General features: G+C 68.3%; 15 protein-coding genes. 7 read left to right on the top strand and 8 right to left on the bottom strand.

Going from position 1 to position 15,809, the window contains the following annotated elements; all coding sequences use genetic code 11:
- Positions 1-157 precede the first annotated feature (157 nt).
- Both ligM (QNO11_RS15370) and QNO11_RS15365 read left to right on the top strand, forming a co-directional pair.
- Entirely contained in the window at positions 158-1,561 is a 1,404-nt protein-coding gene (gene ligM, locus QNO11_RS15370) for a vanillate/3-O-methylgallate O-demethylase (RefSeq protein WP_257507396.1), read from the top strand.
- Between the two features lie 32 nt (positions 1,562-1,593).
- Positions 1,594-3,300 (top strand): AMP-binding protein, encoded by a 1,707-nt coding sequence (locus tag QNO11_RS15365; RefSeq protein ID WP_257507397.1) that lies wholly within the window; start codon positions 1,594-1,596, stop codon positions 3,298-3,300.
- Positions 3,301-3,340: 40 nt separating this feature from the next.
- Here the strand turns inward: QNO11_RS15365 and QNO11_RS15360 are convergent, their stop codons facing one another.
- Together QNO11_RS15360 and QNO11_RS15355 are read right to left on the bottom strand one after the other, a co-directional pair.
- The gene (locus QNO11_RS15360) at positions 3,341-4,195 is read right to left on the bottom strand and encodes an IclR family transcriptional regulator (RefSeq protein ID WP_257507398.1); all 855 of its coding nucleotides are present in this window, start codon (positions 4,193-4,195) and stop codon (positions 3,341-3,343) included.
- 64 nt (positions 4,196-4,259) lie between these two features.
- Positions 4,260-5,624, bottom strand: coding sequence for an aminomethyl transferase family protein (locus QNO11_RS15355; RefSeq protein WP_257507399.1), 1,365 nt, complete (start codon positions 5,622-5,624; stop codon positions 4,260-4,262).
- A gap of 225 nt (positions 5,625-5,849) precedes the next feature.
- Here QNO11_RS15355 and QNO11_RS15350 point away from each other — a divergent pair, with 225 nt between their 5' ends.
- The 5 genes from QNO11_RS15350 to QNO11_RS15330 are packed head-to-tail and all read left to right on the top strand — an operon-like array spanning position 5,850 to position 10,542.
- Complete coding sequence (locus QNO11_RS15350) at positions 5,850-6,629, top strand: ABC transporter ATP-binding protein (RefSeq protein WP_257507400.1); 780 nt, start codon at positions 5,850-5,852, stop codon at positions 6,627-6,629.
- A complete protein-coding gene (locus QNO11_RS15345) occupies positions 6,616-7,326 on the top strand; it encodes an ABC transporter ATP-binding protein (protein ID WP_257507401.1) in 711 nt (236 codons plus the stop codon). The genes QNO11_RS15350 and QNO11_RS15345 overlap by 14 nt, the downstream gene beginning before the upstream one ends.
- A gap of 2 nt (positions 7,327-7,328) precedes the next feature.
- Entirely contained in the window at positions 7,329-8,210 is an 882-nt protein-coding gene (locus QNO11_RS15340) for a branched-chain amino acid ABC transporter permease (RefSeq protein ID WP_257507402.1), read from the top strand.
- Positions 8,210-9,277: a branched-chain amino acid ABC transporter permease gene (locus QNO11_RS15335; protein ID WP_257507403.1), complete on the top strand. Its 1,068-nt coding sequence runs from the start codon at positions 8,210-8,212 to the stop codon at positions 9,275-9,277. The genes QNO11_RS15340 and QNO11_RS15335 overlap by 1 nt, the downstream gene beginning before the upstream one ends.
- Positions 9,278-9,279: 2 nt before the next feature.
- Positions 9,280-10,542, top strand: coding sequence for an ABC transporter substrate-binding protein (locus tag QNO11_RS15330; protein WP_257507404.1), 1,263 nt, complete (start codon positions 9,280-9,282; stop codon positions 10,540-10,542).
- A gap of 66 nt (positions 10,543-10,608) precedes the next feature.
- Here QNO11_RS15330 and QNO11_RS15325 read toward each other — a convergent pair whose 3' ends face one another.
- From QNO11_RS15325 to QNO11_RS15300, 6 genes are all read right to left on the bottom strand, one after another.
- Entirely contained in the window at positions 10,609-11,268 is a 660-nt protein-coding gene (locus QNO11_RS15325) for a GntR family transcriptional regulator (protein ID WP_257507405.1), read from the bottom strand.
- A 99-nt stretch (positions 11,269-11,367) separates the two neighbouring features.
- Positions 11,368-11,952, bottom strand: a complete 585-nt coding sequence (gene folE, locus QNO11_RS15320) for a GTP cyclohydrolase I (RefSeq protein WP_257507406.1) — start codon at positions 11,950-11,952, stop codon at positions 11,368-11,370.
- Positions 11,949-12,551 (bottom strand): PadR family transcriptional regulator, encoded by a 603-nt coding sequence (locus QNO11_RS15315; protein ID WP_257507407.1) that lies wholly within the window; start codon positions 12,549-12,551, stop codon positions 11,949-11,951. The genes folE and QNO11_RS15315 overlap by 4 nt, the downstream gene beginning before the upstream one ends.
- A gap of 80 nt (positions 12,552-12,631) precedes the next feature.
- Positions 12,632-14,035 carry a vanillate/3-O-methylgallate O-demethylase gene (gene ligM / locus QNO11_RS15310; protein WP_257507408.1) on the bottom strand — a complete coding sequence of 468 codons (1,404 nt, stop codon included), beginning with the start codon at positions 14,033-14,035 and terminating at the stop codon, positions 12,632-12,634.
- A 50-nt stretch (positions 14,036-14,085) separates the two neighbouring features.
- Positions 14,086-14,967, bottom strand: a complete 882-nt coding sequence (gene purU / locus QNO11_RS15305; protein WP_257507409.1) for a formyltetrahydrofolate deformylase — start codon at positions 14,965-14,967, stop codon at positions 14,086-14,088.
- A 2-nt stretch (positions 14,968-14,969) separates the two neighbouring features.
- Positions 14,970-15,776 carry a methylenetetrahydrofolate reductase gene (locus QNO11_RS15300; RefSeq protein ID WP_257507725.1) on the bottom strand — a complete coding sequence of 269 codons (807 nt, stop codon included), beginning with the start codon at positions 15,774-15,776 and terminating at the stop codon, positions 14,970-14,972.
- Positions 15,777-15,809 lie beyond the last annotated feature (33 nt).

The raw sequence follows: 15,809 nt of genomic DNA, 5'->3' as shown, positions 1-15,809 counted from the left end.
GTCCACCATCGGTCGGGCCCAGCGAATCACAACCCTGGCGGACTGGTCAAGATTTTGTTTACAATCATGGCGACGAAAACCACTATGGACAGAGGTAAATTGCCTCCGTACGATCGCGGCTAGGCCAATCAGACAACGAAGTCGAGAGGGACACCCAATGGCACGCAACCTGCAGGAGCTGCTGGACGAGAAGGGGAACGTCGTCCAGATGCTCCGCGACTCCCAGCTCGGCACCTACATCTACCCCGTCGTCCCGGCGGAGTTCTCGAACTGGCGGCGGGAGCAGAAGGCGTGGCGGGAGACCGCGGTGCTCTACGACCAGACGCACCACATGGTCAACTTCTTCCTCTCCGGTCCGGGCGCGCTGCAACTGCTCAGCGACACCGGCATCAATTCGTTCGCGAACTTCCCGGTAGGCACCGCCAAGCAGTTCGTGCCGACGGCATCCAACGGCGGCGTCATCGGCGACGGCATCCTGTTCCACGAAGCGCAAGACGAGTACGTGTACGTCGGTCGCGCTCCAGTGGCGAACTGGCTGCAGTTCCATGCCGAGACCGGCGGATACGACGTGCAGTTCCGTTACGACGACCGGTCGCCGTCGCGGCCGTACGGCGCGGCGGTGCACCGCGACTACTACCGGTACCAGATCCAGGGGCCCAACGCCTGGGACATCATCGAGCGGCTCAACGGCGGCGCGCTGGAGAAGGTGAAGTTCTTCCACATGGGCGAGATGTCCATCGCCGGCGAGCGGGTGCGGACGCTGCGCCACGGCATGGCGGGAGCGCCGGGGCTCGAGATCTGGGGGCCGTACGAGCAGAACGAGCGGATCCGCGATGCCGTGCTCGAAGCCGGCCGCGAATTCGGGATCGAACCCTGCGGGTCGCGGGCTTATTCGTCGAACACGCTCGAGTCGGGCTGGGTGCCGTCGCCGCTGCCGGCGATCTACTCCAGCGACGCCGAGCGCGCCTATCGCGAATGGCTTCCGGCGAACAGCTATGAGGCCATCAACGCGCTGGCGGGCTCCTTCGTCTCGGACGACATCGAGGACTACTACCTCACCCCGTGGGAGCTCGGCTATGGCTCGTTCGTGAAGTTCGACCACGACTTCATCGGACGGGATGCCCTCGAAAAGGTCGACCCCGGGGTCCAGCGCAAAAAAGTGACGCTGGCCTGGAATGACGAGGACCTCGCGAAGATCCTGACGAGCGTCATCGACCGTGAAGGAGTGGGGTACCAGTTCTTCGACCTGCCCAACGCGAACTACGGCTCATCCAACTACGACGCGGTGATCGACGCCGACGGCAACACCGTGGGGCTGTCGCTGTTCACCGGGGTGACGGCGAATGAGAAGCGCGGGCTGTCGCTGGCCACTGTCGACCGCGATGTCCCGATCGGCGCCGAGGTGCGCGTGGTGTGGGGCGAGCCGAACGGCGGCTCGCGAAAGGCCACCGTGGAACCGCACGAGCAGATCGCGGTGCGTGCCGTGGTCAGCCCGGTGCCGTACGCGCAGACCGCTCGTCAGGAGTACCACGGCGGCTGGCGGACCACCGGCACGCTGTAGTCGCAGGACCGGCATCGAACGAAGGGGTTCGGATGAAGGGGCACTACAGCGACGTCTGGCAGGCCGTCGCGCGCGCAGTCCCGCAGCGCCCCGCGGTCGTGACGCCGGCCGAGACGATGACGTATGGACGGTTGCTCGCCGAGGCGGGGGCGTTCGCGCGCTACCTGCGTGAGCGGGGCGTGCAACCGGGCGAGGCCGTCGCGATGCTCCTGTACAACCGACCCGAATACGTCGTAGGGCTGTTCGCGTGTCTGGCGACCGGGATCGCTCCGGTGCCGATGAACTACCGGTACCGGGCACCGGAGGTGCGTGCGCTGCTGGAGGATTCGCGGGCTCGGGTGCTGGTGTACCCGACGTCGCTTTCGGACGTGGTTCGTGATGCCGTTGCGCACTGGCCGGACGCGCCGATGTTCGTGGTGATCGATGACGGGCCCGCGGGGGAGGTCGCGGCTGCGGATGCCGCCCACACGGCAACGCGAATACTCACTCGGGACGGCGAATACTCACTCGGCAGCGCGAATACTCACTCGGCGTGGGCGGACGTCGTCGCTGGCGGCGGCGAGCTGCCGGCCACGCCGCCACCGGGAGGGGAGTTGCGGCTGTACACCGGCGGCACGACCGGCCGGCCGAAGGCGGTCGTGTGGGGCGCGGAGGACATCCTCGCCGTGCAGAGCTACTCGATCTATACGACAGCCGGTCTTCCCGTGCCGGAGTCGATGGCGGAGGCCATCGCGGTGGCGAGCGACCCCGCGATACCGCGGGTGGTCACCCTGCCGCTGTCGCCGTTCATGCACGGCACGGCGCTGTTCACGTCGATGAACACGCTCGTCCTGGGTGGCACGGTGCTCGTCATCGCGTCGCCCCGCTTCGACCCGGATGCCGCCGCGCGGTTCGCCGTGGACGCGGGCGCCACGCGCCTCATCGTGGCGGGTGACGCCGTGGCGTTGCCGCTGGTGGAGGCGGTGGAGCGAGCCGGACTCGACGGGTTCGGGCGCGTGAACTCGATGATCAGCTCGGGGATGCGGTTCAGTCCCGCGGTGAAGCGCCGGTGGCATGCGCACGCTGCGATCACGATCACCGATCTGCTCGCCTCGACCGAGGGGGGACCGTATGCCGTGAACGAGACCACTTCGGTCGCCGACCTGCCGGGCGAGCTGCGGCTGCTGCCGGGAACCGTCGTGCTGGACGACGAGTTGCGCGACGTGCAGCACATCGCGGGCGGGCGCGGCGTCCTCGCTTTCCGCGGCACGCTGCCGAAGGGATATTTCGGCGACGAGGAGAAGACCCGGGCGACGTTCCCGGTGATCGACGGGGTGCGCCACGTGATGCCGGGGGACTGGGCGGTGGCCCGCGGCGACGGCACGGTGGAACTGCTCGGCCGGGGCAGCGCCGTGGTCAACACCGGTGGGGAGAAGGTCTACCCGGCCGAAGTGGAGGATGCCCTCGTCGCCTTCCCCGGCATCGTGGACGCGGTCGTGTTCGGGGTGCCGGACCTGCGTTACGGCGAGCTGGTGACGGCCGTGATCGTGGCAGGGCCCGACGCCGAGCTCGATGCCGAGGCGCTGCGGGCGCACCTGGACGCCCGCCTGGCCGGATACAAGAAGCCCCGGCACCTGTTCGTCCGGGATTCCCTCGAGCGCAGCCCGCACGGCAAGGTGGATCTGCCCCGGCTTCAGGCGGAGCTGGCGCCGCTGGTCGGGTCGGACGCGCCCACCGGCACGATGCGCATCCGGCGCTGACCGACAGACGAGCGTCGGCGGTGGGGTCGGTAGGGCGCCGTCACGCGTGGTGCGCCGCGAGGGCGGCGATGTACTCCCAGGAACGCGCGGAAATGCCGGCATCCGGTCGCGGCCCGTGGCCGTCGTCATCGACTCCGGACGCGTAGGCCGCGCGCAGGGCGCGGGTGACACCAGCGGCGGCGACCCGGAGCGTCTCGACGACCGCGGCCTCGGCGCTGCCGTCGTTCGCGATGACCGCGCCCATCGCGGCGTAAACGGTGCCATCGGGGCCTCGCACCGGCACCGCGACCCCGCGCGACTCCTCGTGGATGTGCCCGGCCGCCACGGCGAAACCGTCGGCCCGGACGCGGCGCAGCACCGTTCGCAGCACGCTCGAGGTGGTGATCGTGGATGCCGTGTACGCCCGCAACCCCGCTGCGATCGCCTCGTCGACGACCTCATCGGGCGCGTGGGCGAGGAGAACGAGACCGAGGGACGAAGCATGCAGCGGGATGCGGCCGCCGATCACCGTGGCGTTGAGCACCGCCTGCGGGGCCGACATCCGCTCGAGGAAGAGCACGTCGCTGCCCGCGCGCACGCCGAGTTGCACGTGCTGCCGGATGCGGGCGTGCGCCGCCTCGAGCCAGGGGCGGGCGACTTCGCGCAGGCCCAGGGCGCCGGGGGTGCGCGACGCGTACTCCCACAGCCGCATGCCCAACCGGTAGGTGCGGTCCGGCATCCGTTCCAGCAGCCCCTCGGCGGTGAGCTCGCCCACGATCCGGTGCGCGGTGGACATCGGCATGTCGGCCGTCGCCGCGATCTGGCCGAGGGTGAGGAACGGGCGGAGGGCGTCGAACGCGTCCAGCACCCGCAGATGCCGGTGCAGGGCGGACTCGCCTGCAGATCCCCGCGCCATCGCGTCCTCCTCACCAGGACCCTACACACCCGCCGGTGCCGAGTCGCCCCGGCGGGGTGGGCGGTCAGGCGCGATAGACCGTCCGGGCCCACTCCTGGTAGGGCGCGGGAGCGACCGTGGCGCGGATGCGGACCTGGCGGTGGTTCTGATCCACCGAGTCCTTCTTCGACACGGGGTGCTCACCCCACACGATCTCGACCTCGGCACCGTCGTCGATCCCGGTGTCGAGGGTCGCCAGCGACATGTACAGCTGCTCGTACGCGACGTACCCGGCATCCGTCGAGATGCCCACGCGCTGGTCGCCCTGCAGCACCTCGTCCATCTGGAACAGGCCGTACCGGGCCTTGGGGAAGTCGAGGAACTTCGCGGGGATGCCGGGTTCGACCTGCGAACGCACCACCTCCGCGACGTCGTCGGGGTTCCACAGCAGCGTGACCTTGCGCCGCCGGGGTGCCGCGGAGTGCTGTTCGAGGGCAGCGCGCCCGTGGAAGTCGTGGTCGAACCGCACCGACCGGCCGAGCCCGAGGTCGTACGGCGTCATGTAGAAGTCGTGGACGTCCGCGGACGACAGCGAGCCGGCCACCGAGCCGATGCGGGCGGCCGGCAGCCACTCGCGATAGTCGGCCATGTCGTCGCCGAACACGGCGGGGAAGGGCGTGGGCACCCAGCCGGACTCGAGCGGCGTCGCGGAGTAGGCCTTCGCGCCGACGCGACGGATGCCGAACTCGGCACCGCCGGCGAGGATCGCTTCGAGAACCACCTCGTTGTCTGCCCACGGCCCGAAGAACTCGAACCCCGGCTGCCCCGCCATCCCGTGGCGCAGCCCCTTCACTGCTCGGCCGGCGATCGTGAAGTCGCCGATGTGGAAGAACTTCACCTCGGGGACGGGCCCGCCGAACAGCTTCGCCATGACCTCGTTCGCGAACGGGCCCTGCAGTTCGTACCGGTAAAACGTCGGCGGGCCCTGCCGCATGTGTGAGTTCGGCTCCAATCGCTCGTGGACGTCCGCCCCGGTGCGCTGCGCCTTCTCGACGTTGAAGCGCACCCAGTCGATCAGCAGATGATGCCCGATGAGCACGAGCCCCTCATGGCCCGTGGAGTTGTAGAACAGGATGCCGTCGCCGATGAGATATCCCTCGGCGTTGACCGAGATGAGCTGCTTGGCCACGCCCGGGCGGAACGTGGCGAACGTGTTCGGCGAGATGGTCTGCAGCAGTGCGATGACGTCCGAGCCGCTGAGGAAGAGCTGGGTCATGTGGTGCGACTGGTCCATCAGGGCGACCGTGGTGTTCCAGGAGCGCTGCTCGTCGCGCCAGTTCGTGAACTCCGGCGCGACGGGGAACGTGAACGCGGGCCAATTCTGGTTGCGCAGCAGTTCGATCGGGCTGCCGGTCCTGGCGATCGCCGCGGCGAGGGATTCGGATGTCATCATCGACCTTTCCGTCGTTTCTTCGATGCTGCGCCGCGGGGCCGCAGAGCGCTCGCCGATTTCCATTGATGGGAACTGAAGCGGCGCCGAGCACGGTTTGGCAACGACCCCCGCGATTGCGCACCAAAATCGTTGACAATTTCAACGTGAATCCGTACCGTCCCAAAAGCGGGGCGGATTCGCCTCGCGTCGCGTGCAACGCAGCAACGACGGCGAAAGGTGAGCATGGCAGCTCGGCTGACTCTGCGAGACGTCAACCTCCGCTTCGGCGGCATCTCGGTTCTGCGCGATGTGGGGTTCACGGTCGAGCCGGGGGAGATCTTCGGGCTGGTGGGTCCCAACGGAGCAGGCAAGACCTCCCTGTTCAACTGCATCAGCGGTCACTACCGGCCGGGGTCCGGTTCGATCACCATCGACGGCGAGGAGATGCTGGGTGCCACGCCCGCGAACCTCGCGCGGCGGGGCCTGGCCCGCACGTTCCAGCATCCGGCCCTGCAGCTGCACTCCAGCGTGCTCGAGAACGTCCTGCTCGGCGCCCACACCCGGCTGCCGGGCGGGCCCCTGAGCTGGTCCGTCCGGATGCCGGCGACGGTGCGGTCCGAACGGCAGCGCCGGAGCGAGGCGCTGGAACTGCTCGAGCGCCACGGCCTCGGGTGGGCGACGGATCTGCCCGCCGATGAGCTGTCGCACGGCCTGCACAAGGGCATCGAACTGTGCCGTGCACTGCTGTCGCGCCCCAGCCTGCTGCTGCTGGACGAGCCGGCGGCGGGGCTGCCGCACACCGAGGTCGAACAGCTCATCGCGTCCGTCCGCGCGATCCGCGACGACGACATCACCGTCGTGATCGTCGAGCACCACATGGGCCTCATCGCCGCGCTGACCGACCGGGTGGTGGTGCTCGATCACGGCAGCAAGCTCATGGAGGGCACGGCCGCCCAGGCACAGTCGGATCCGCGGGTCATCGAGGCCTACATCGGGAAGGATGCCGTCGATGACGTTGCTTGAACTCGAGAACGTCACGGCGTTCTACGGGCCGGTGCAGGTGCTCGACGGAGTGTCGCTGACGGTGCCCGAGGGCGGCGCGGTCGGCATTCTCGGAGCCAACGGCGCCGGGAAGACCACGACCCTCCGTGCCATCAGCGGCACCGTGCGCGCGGGCGGCAGCATCCGCTTCGACGGCAAGGAGATCCGCGGGCGACGTCCGGACCGGGTGGCGTCCTACGGGATCGCGCATGTCCCGGAGGGGCGGGGGACGCTCGGCGGCCTCACGGTGCGGGAGAACCTGCGCGTGGGCGCCTACCAGCGCAAGGACCGCAAAGGCATCGAGGCCGACGTCGAGTACTGCCTGGACCTGTTCCCGAACCTGCGGGAGCGCATCCGTTCGCATGCCTCCGCGTTGTCCGGCGGTGAGCAGCAGATGCTCGCCGTCGCGCGCGGGGTGATGGCAAAGCCCCGACTCATGCTGCTCGACGAGGCGTCGCTGGGGTTGGCCCCGTCCACCGCGAAGAACGTCTACGACGCGATCGCGCGCCTCCGGCAGGAGTCGGGGATCGCGATGCTCGTGGTCGAGCAGAACGCCAACCTCGCCTTCCGTCTGGTCGACACCGCGACGGTGCTCGAGACCGGGCACAACGCCCTCACCGGCACCTCGGCCGAGCTCAAAGGCATGGACGAGATCCGACGCGCCTACCTGGGGGGCTGACGATGGGGACCTTCATCCAACTCGTGGTCGACGGACTCTCGCTCGGCTCGGTGTATGCCGCGCTCGCCCTGGCCATCGTGCTCGTGAACCAGGCCACCGGGCTGATCAACTTCGCGCAGGGCGGTATGGCAGTGCTCTCCGCGTACATCGCGTGGTGGTTCACCGGGCTCGGTGTGCCGTTGATCCTCGCGATCCTGATCTCGATCGCCCTGTCGTTCGCGTTGGGGGCGCTCATCGAGCGGTACCTCATGCGACGCTTCGAACGCGGCGACCCCGACACCGCGGTCGTGGTCACGATCGGACTGCTCACCTTGATCACCGGCATCTGCGGGTGGCTGTTCACGTACAACAACCAGCAGTTCCCGTCGCTGTTTTCCCTGGACACCATCTCGGTGCTCGGCGCCTCGGTCAGCATCCGCTCCATCGGCACCACGCTCGTGATCATCGCGATCATGATCCTGCTGCAGGGGCTGTTCCTCGGCACGAAGCTGGGGCTGGCCCTGCGCGCCGTCGCGATCAACCCACAGTCCGCCGCACTCTCGGGACTGCCCGTGGGCCGCCTGCTGATGGTCGGCTGGGGTCTTGCCGCATGTCTGGGCGCGGTGGCGGGGGCCCTCATCGCCCCGCAGCTGACGCTGACCCCGGGGATGATGGACACTGCGCTGGTCTACGCACTGGCCGCCGTCATCCTGGGTGGCATGTCGAGCCCCATCGGCGTCGTGATCGCCGCGTGGCTCATCGGCGTCCTGGAGAACCTCGCCGCGGTGTACATCCCCTTCATCGGCTACGACCTGAAGGTCGCGGTGCCGTTCATCCTCATCTTCATCGTGCTGATCGTGAGGCCGCAGGGCTTGTTCGGCCGGAAATCGGTGGTGCGCGTCTGATGTCTGCCTCGTCTGATTTCCTCTCCCGGCGATGGGTGCGGGTGCTCATCGCTCTCGTCGTGGTCGCCGTCGTGCTGGTGCTGCCGCTGGCCCTTCCCGAGTTCGCCAACCAGACCCTCGCCCGCATCGGCGTCTTCGCCGTGGCCGTGCTGGGGCTGAACGTCGTGATGGGCTACACCGGCCAGGTGTCCCTCGGTCAGATCTTCTTCGTCGGGCTCGGCGCCTACATCACCGCCTACGGCGTGAACAACGACTGGAACATCATCGTCGTGTTCCTCGCGAGTGTGCTCGTGCCCGCCGTCGTGGGTCTGCTGATCGCGCTGGCGGCGGCTCGCCTCGGGGGCCTGGCGATCGCGATGGTCACGATCGCCCTGCCGATCGTGGGGGTGCCGCTGGCGAAGCGTCTGGCGGAATTCACCGGCGGGTCGCAGGGCACCTCCGCTCGCTTCTCCGACGCGCCGGAGTGGACCGGACTGTACGACGACCAGTGGCAGCTGTACATCGTCATCCTGATCGGCGGGATCGTGTTCCTGCTCACCCGCAACCTCGTAAGCGGCAAGTACGGCCGAGCGTTCGCGATCGTCAAGGAGAACGAGGCGGTCGCCTCGTCGATGGGCATCTCTCCCTACCGATTCAAAGTGCTCGCCTTCACGATCGCCTCACTCATCGGCGGCGTGAGCGGATTCCTCTACATGGTCGTCGTGCAGTACACCTCGCCGGAGACCATGAGCTTCGGTCACTCCATCCAACTGCTGGCCGCGATGGTCATCGGCGGGGCGGGCAGCATCGTCGGATCGCTCCTCGGCGGGGCCTACTACGTGCTGGCACCGCAGCTGACGAACACCGTGGACCCGAACCTCACCGCCGTGCTGCAGGGCGCACTGCTCCTGCTCGTGCTCTTCCTGCTCCCCGGTGGGCTCGCCTCCCTCCCCGCGCGCCTGCGTCGCCTGCGCCGCCGGCGCGGCGGCGGCGAGCATCGAGGGCGCGCATCAGCCACTTCGAGTGCGGACGTCCCGACGCCCGTCGCGCCGAAGGGAACCCAAACAGAGAGGCACGATCAGTCATGAACATGAGCAAGAGACACCGGAACATCGTGGGCATCGTCGCCCTCGGCTCCGCGCTCGCGTTGACGCTCGCCGGCTGCGCCCGCGGCGGCGACGGCGGGGGAACGGATGCCACCGACGGCGGCGGGGAGGCGAGCCCCGGCATCACGGACAGCTCGATCTCGCTCGGCATCACCACCCCGCTCAGCGGTGCCACCGCCGGACCCGGCACCTGCACCGTCGCCGGAATCACCGCCTACTTCGGCGAGCGCAACGCCGCCGGCGGCATCGAGTTCGGCGACGGCACCACCCGCACCGTCGAGATCGAGGCGCTCGACGACGCGTATGACCCGCAGAAGGCCAAGGCCAACTACGACCAGCTCAAGGACAGCGTCTTCGCGATGACCTCGGGGCTGGGAACCCCGACCAACCGCGCCTATCTGGAGGCGGCAATCGCCGACGAGGTGCCGCAGGTGCTCGTCATGACGGGCGACCCGATCTTCAGCAACACCGAGGAAAGCCCGTGGCAGCTCGGTTTTGTGCCGATCTACCAGAACGAAGGGCTGGCGTTCGGTGAGCTGCTGGCGGCATCCGGCGAAGATCACAAGGTGGCGATCCTCTCGCAGAACGACGATTTCGGCGCGGGGTACGTCGAGGGCTTCAAGGAGGCCGTCGAGGGAGCGGACAACATCGAGATCGTCGAGGAGCTCACATACGAGGCGACCGACACGGCGGTGGACGGCCAGCTGACCGAGCTCGCGGCATCCGGCGCTGACGTGTTCTTCAACGCCATGTCGATCACGCCGCTGGTGATCTCGTCGCTGCAGAAGGCGCAGCAGCTGAACTGGACACCGAGCTGGTTCCTGCCGTCGAACACCTCCAGCCCGGTCGCGATCCTGCAGCCGGGTGGGGCGGAGGCGTTCCCCGGGGTGTACTCGGTGTCGTTCTCCAAGGCGCCCGCCAGCCCGGCATTCGCCGAGGACGAGGACGTGCAGACGTTCCTCGCGAGCCTCAAGGAGTACGCGGACTACCAGGACATGCCCGCGTTCCCGCACTGCATGTGGAGCTACATGGTCGGAGCGACGCTCGAGCAGGCGTTCATGGAGATGACCGAGCCGACGCGCGAGAACTTCATGACGGCGCTGCGCTCCATCACCGACTTCCAGGCGCCGCTCATGCTCGAGGGCACCGCGGTGGACACCACGGTGGACGGTCAGCCTGCCGTGTCGAGCGTGGTCGTCCAGAAGTACAACGGCAAGGGTTACGACACGGTCGAGGCCTTCGGCTGACCTCGCGTCGATCCGCGGCGGCGGCCTGACCCACAGTCGGGCCGCCGTTCGCATGTCGGCCTCAGGTCACGCCAGGCTGCGCAAGAACGCCACGATCCCCGCGAGATGCGCGCGGGTCGCCGCCTCGGCGGCATCCGGATCCCGCGCGATCACGGCGTCGATGATCGCGATGTGCTCCGGCAGCGACTGGGCCGCCCTGCCGGGGGCGAACGCGAGGCGGAACTGATGCCGGGCCGACTGCGCCCGCAGGCGCTCGAGCAGCTGCGCGGCGGTGGCGTGACCGCTGAGTGCCCGCAGCTGCCGGTCCATCTCCTGGTTCAGGCGCGAGTACTCCACCAGATCTCCCGACGCGACCGCCTGCTCGATCCTGGCGCGCAGGTCGCGAAGCACTGCGATGCCGTCGTCGTCGATGCTCTCCGCGGCACGGCGGGCGCACAGCGACTCCAGCCCCGCGCGCACCTCGACGATCTCGACGGCCTCCTCGATGCTGATGGCCCGCACGCGGGCGCCGCGGTTGGGCAGGCGCTCGACCAGCCCCTCGTTCTCGAGAGTCAGCAGCGCCGTGCGGACCGCTGCCCGGGTTGCGTGGAATCGTTCACTCAGATCCGCCTCGATCAGCCGCTGGTGCGGCGCGAACTCGCCGCCGAGGATGGCGTCCCGGATCTGCTGTGCGATGTCGGTTCGCGCGCTGGGGTCGATGGCTCGGGCGGCGGGCGGGAGTGTCATGGGCGCCAACTCTCTCGACCCCGGCGGAGCTGGGGGATCGTCGGCACTATTGTCGCCGATTTTCGCGCCAATCCGCCACCGCCCCCACCGCGGGGGAGTTCAGGACAAAGGAGTCTCGCGGCGCGCCAGCCGCCAGGTTGCGTCGGGGATCACACCGACGGTCGCGACCGTGACCGCCCTGGATGCCGCGGCGTTGGGCTGCAGGTGTGCGACACAGCCATGGGTCGCCTCGATGCGGACGGCGACACCGTGCGGCTGCAGCACCGTCATCAGGGCGTCCGCGATCTGCTGCCCGAGTCGCTCCTGCAGCTGGGGGCGCTTGGCGGCGACCTCGACGAGGGCGGCGACGCGGCTGAGTCCGGCGATGTGACGGCTCGGCGCGTAGTACACGTCCGCCGTCCCGTCGAACGGCAGCAGGTGATGCTCGCAGATCGAGCGGAACGGGATGCCGGTCACGCCCACCAGTTCGCCGGGGTGCTCGTTCTCGGTGAGCGCGACAGGAACACCGAGTGCGGATGCGGGGTCGACGCCGAGCCCCGAGAACAGGTCGAGCACGAGGTCGGCGACGCGTTCGGGTGTGCGCAGCAAGCCCAAGCGATCGGCGTCCTCGCCCACCGCGAGCAGGAGTTCGCGCACGGCGGCAACCGCGCGATCACGGGAGGTCTGAACTGCGGAAGATGTCATCGTCTGCGGGAGCCCTCCGGGGGTTCGAGGTGCTCGACGAGGTCGAGCCCATGTCGTGCCCACTGGATCTCGCCGAGCGCACGCTCGACGAGACCCTCATAGGCGAACCGCTTGTACGCGATCGTGCGTTCCCGATCGGCTTCGGCCGTGACGGCAAGTCGGCGCCGCAGCATGGGATTGTCGACGGCGTCGATGCGGCGGATCTCACCCTCCCACTGCTCCAGCTCGCCCTCCCACTGCGCGATGTGCGCGCGTAGGAAGGCGCGGGCCTGGTCGGGTGTCGCCGACTCCAGATACGCGGCGCGAAGGTGAGCAGGATCGCGCACCCGCTGATACTCCGGCGGCGATGCCATCCAGTCCAGGAACGCCTGGTCGCCGGCGGGGGTGACGTGGTACATCCGCCGCATGCCACGCTCCCCGCGTGCCTGCTCCTCACCGAGGATGAGCCCTTCGCCCTCCATCTTCCGAAGCTCCGGATAGATCTGCGAGTCCGGAGCATGCCAGAGGTGACCGACTGACACCGAGAACTGCTTCTGCAGGTCGTAGCCGGACTGCGGGCCCACCCGCACCAGTGCGAGCAGGGCGTAGCGCAGACTCATCGGATTCCCTCCTTCGGCGGCGTCGCGTGCTCGCCGCCGACCGTCTGCCGAGATTACCGGTGGATGCCGGTGGCGACGATTCAGCTCTGATAGCCGGTGCGCCAGCCGCCGTGGTAGGACTGGCGGACGACCGTCGAATACGGCACCGGGCTGACCACCACACGCACCTCGGTCTGCTCGTGCCGCTCGACGGAGGCTTTGGCCGTGCCGCCGTCCGGCTCCCCCCAGATCACCTTCAGCTCCGTGCCCTCCGGCACGTTGGGGTCGACAACGCCCAGCGACAGGCCGCGCCGCTCGTTGGCGCTGTACCCGGTGAACATCGAGAACCCGACCGTGGTGCCGTCGGCATCCACGATCGAGTCGTAGTTGGCCGAGCCGTAGTTGGCCAGCGGCAGGTCGAAGAACTTGTACTGCGGCCCGTCCACGTTCAGCAGAGACCCCCACACCCGGGTGAGATCCTCGGCGTTCCAGGCCAGCGTCACCTTGCGACGCTGGGTCTCCTTGTCGATCTTCTCGAGGGCATCGCGACCGATGAAGTCGTGGTCGAACTTGACGAAGGAGCCGTAGCCGAGCTCCCACGGGGTCAGGTAGTAGTCCTCGATGTTCTCCGAGACGTAGGAGCCTGCCAGCGTGCCGGTGGCCTCGTAGCTGTCCACGCCGAGCCATTCGCGGTAGGCGCGCTCGGGTTCGCCGGTGTAGATCGCCGGCAGGGGCGAGGGGATCCAGCCCGACTCCAGCGTGTTCGAGGGGTAGGCGCGGGACCCGACCGGCACGAGCCCGAATTCGGCGCCCGCCTCGACGATGGCGTCGCGGACCTGGTCGTGGTCGGCGTACGGCCCCCACACCTCGAGGCCGGGTGCGCCGGCCATCCCGTGGCGGAGGGTGCGCACCTCTTTGCCGGCGATGCGCATCGTCGACATGTTGAAGAACCCGAGCTTTTCGAGTTCGCCGCCGTTGAGCTTCTCGATCACGGCCCAGGCATTCGGGCCCTGGATCTGGAAACGGTAGTACTCCCGGGTCACCGGGTGCCCGTAGGGGCGGGAAGGTGACCGGCGGTCGACCGTGACATCGAGATTGCGGTAGCCGCCGGTCTCGCCGTGGAACAGCAGCCAGTTCGAGGCGGGGGCGCGGCCCACGTAGACATACTCGTCTTCGCCTTGGCGGAAGAGGATGCCATCGCCGATCACATGGCCCGATGAGGTGGTCGGCACGTATTGCTTGGCCTTGTTCACGGCGAAGTTCGCGACCGAGTTGATGGCGGTGTCGCTGATCAGCTTGATCGCGTCGGATCCGCTCAGGAACACGTTGTCCATATGGTGCGACTGGTCGTACAGCACGGCGGTCTCCCGCCACGCCTGCTGCTCCTTGATCCAGTTCTGGAAATCGGCGGGCACGACGGGGTAGATGTACGAGCCGATCTGCGAGTTGCGCAGCATGTCGACCGGGTTGGTCTGGTCGATCAGCTCCTGCAGGTTGTTTGCCACGGATGAACTCCTCTGTTCTGTGGGTGGACGCCTCGGGCGAGGCATCCGTGTCAGGCGAAGACGATGGTCTGATTGCCGTGCCGGATCACCCGGTCCTCGGCGTGCCACTGGACGGCACGGGACAGTACGGCGCGTTCGACGTAGGCGCCCCGTGCCTGCAGGTCGGTCGCGCTCATCGCGTGGGTGACGCGGGCGACGTCCTGTTCGATGATCGGTCCCTCGTCGAGGTCGCCGGTGACGTAGTGCGACGTCGCGCCGATGAGTTTGACGCCGCGTTCCTTGGCCTTCTTGTAGGGGCCGGCACCGATGAACGCAGGCAGGAACGAGTGGTGGATGTTGATGATGGGCACGCCGACCTGGGTGAGGAAGCCGTCGGAGAGGATCTGCATGTAGCGCGCGAGCACGACCACGTCGACGTTGCCGACGAGGAGCTTCATGATCTCCGCCTCGGCGGCGGCTTTGTCCGGTCCGGGCGAGGGCACGTGGAAGAACGGGATACCGAAGGAGCGCACCGACTCGGCGCTGTTGGTGTGGTTGGAGATCACCATCGGGATCGTGACGTTCAGTTCGCCGCGGCGGTGGCGCCAAAGCAGTTCCAGCAGGCAGTGGTCGCTCGTCGAGGCGAGGATCGCCATGCGCTTGGGTACCGACTGATCGGTGAGCTGCCAGGTCATGCCGTAGGGGGTGAGCGTGTTCTCGAGGTCGCCTTGGATCTCGGGCATCGCGGCCGCGAGGTCGGGGCGGTGAAACACCAGCCGCTGGAAGAACGCGCCACCCTCCGGATTGTCGGAGTACTGGTCCAGGGTCACGATGTTCCCGTTGTTGCGGGCCACCAGTGCCGTGATCGCCGCGACCAGCCCCGGCTGGTCGGGGCCGTGGGTGATGAGGCAGGCATGATCGCTCAGCGAGTTCGGTTGCAGAGACACGGGCATCCTCAGGACTGGCCGTTGCGGTAGTCCTGCGCCCACTGCGCCGTCGCCTGCAGGCCGCCGAACGTGTAGAAGTGCAGCTTGACCGTTCCCGCGGCGGGGGACTGTGCGAGCTGGGCGGCCAGATCCGTCACGAACCGGTCGGGACCGGCGGTTCCCATGAGGTTGGTCAGCGAGAAGCCGTACTTCTTCACGATCATCGCGTTCGCGCCGACGCCGAAGCGCCGCGCGAAGCCGATCAGCCGTTTGATGCCGGCAGGGCCGGGCGTGCCGATGCGGATCTCGGTCTGGATGCCGCGGTCGCGCACCTGCTGGATCCACACGGTCACCGGGTCGGTGTCGAAGGCGAACTGGGTGAGGATCACCGCTCCCAAGCCCTGCTCCCGCAGCGCGGCCGACTTGTCGTCCAGATGACGCCAGAGCACGTCGTCGGGAATGTCGGGGTGACCTTCCGGGTAGCCCGCGATCGACACCTCCTTGACGCCGTATCGCTGCAGGATGCCGGATCGGATCACCGAGAGCGAATCAGGATACGGACCCTCTGGTTCGGCCGGGTCGCCGCCCACGGCGAAGACATGGTCGGTGGCACCGACATCCTGCAGTCGGCCGAGGAACTCCTCCAGCTGCCCCTGCGACGACAGCCGCCGGGCCGAGATGTGCGGGACCGGCACGAAACCGAGGTCGACGACGGCCTTGGCGGCGGCGACCCGCATCTGAAGATCCTCGTTGCCGAGGAATGTCACGTTGATCTTCGTGCCGGCGGGGATCGTGTCCCGTGCCTCTTCGAGGCCCGGCACGTCCTTCCCGGTCATCTCCAGCGAGAAGCCGTCGAGGAGGCGGAGGGC

Source organism: Microbacterium sp. zg-B96 (assembly GCF_030246865.1).
GTDB lineage: Bacteria > Actinomycetota > Actinomycetes > Actinomycetales > Microbacteriaceae > Microbacterium.
The sequence above is the reverse complement of the archived record's forward strand: the minus strand, read 5'-3'. Positions and strand labels throughout refer to the sequence as shown.

Excerpts from the sequence above, each read along its gene's own strand:
- ligM (WP_257507396.1), top strand. The coding sequence starts at position 158 with ATGGCACGCAACCTGCAGGAGCTGCTGGACGAGAAGGGGAACGTCGTC.
- QNO11_RS15365 (WP_257507397.1), top strand. The coding sequence starts at position 1,594 with ATGAAGGGGCACTACAGCGACGTCTGGCAGGCCGTCGCGCGCGCAGTC.
- QNO11_RS15360 (WP_257507398.1), bottom strand. The coding sequence starts at position 4,195 with ATGGCGCGGGGATCTGCAGGCGAGTCCGCCCTGCACCGGCATCTGCGG.
- QNO11_RS15355 (WP_257507399.1), bottom strand. The coding sequence starts at position 5,624 with ATGACATCCGAATCCCTCGCCGCGGCGATCGCCAGGACCGGCAGCCCG.
- QNO11_RS15350 (WP_257507400.1), top strand. The coding sequence starts at position 5,850 with ATGGCAGCTCGGCTGACTCTGCGAGACGTCAACCTCCGCTTCGGCGGC.
- QNO11_RS15345 (WP_257507401.1), top strand. The coding sequence starts at position 6,616 with ATGACGTTGCTTGAACTCGAGAACGTCACGGCGTTCTACGGGCCGGTG.
- QNO11_RS15340 (WP_257507402.1), top strand. The coding sequence starts at position 7,329 with ATGGGGACCTTCATCCAACTCGTGGTCGACGGACTCTCGCTCGGCTCG.
- QNO11_RS15335 (WP_257507403.1), top strand. The coding sequence starts at position 8,210 with ATGTCTGCCTCGTCTGATTTCCTCTCCCGGCGATGGGTGCGGGTGCTC.
- QNO11_RS15330 (WP_257507404.1), top strand. The coding sequence starts at position 9,280 with ATGAGCAAGAGACACCGGAACATCGTGGGCATCGTCGCCCTCGGCTCC.
- QNO11_RS15325 (WP_257507405.1), bottom strand. The coding sequence starts at position 11,268 with ATGACACTCCCGCCCGCCGCCCGAGCCATCGACCCCAGCGCGCGAACC.
- folE (WP_257507406.1), bottom strand. The coding sequence starts at position 11,952 with ATGACATCTTCCGCAGTTCAGACCTCCCGTGATCGCGCGGTTGCCGCC.
- QNO11_RS15315 (WP_257507407.1), bottom strand. The coding sequence starts at position 12,551 with ATGAGTCTGCGCTACGCCCTGCTCGCACTGGTGCGGGTGGGCCCGCAG.
- purU (WP_257507409.1), bottom strand. The coding sequence starts at position 14,967 with ATGCCCGTGTCTCTGCAACCGAACTCGCTGAGCGATCATGCCTGCCTC.
- QNO11_RS15300 (WP_257507725.1), bottom strand. The coding sequence starts at position 15,776 with ATGACCGGGAAGGACGTGCCGGGCCTCGAAGAGGCACGGGACACGATC.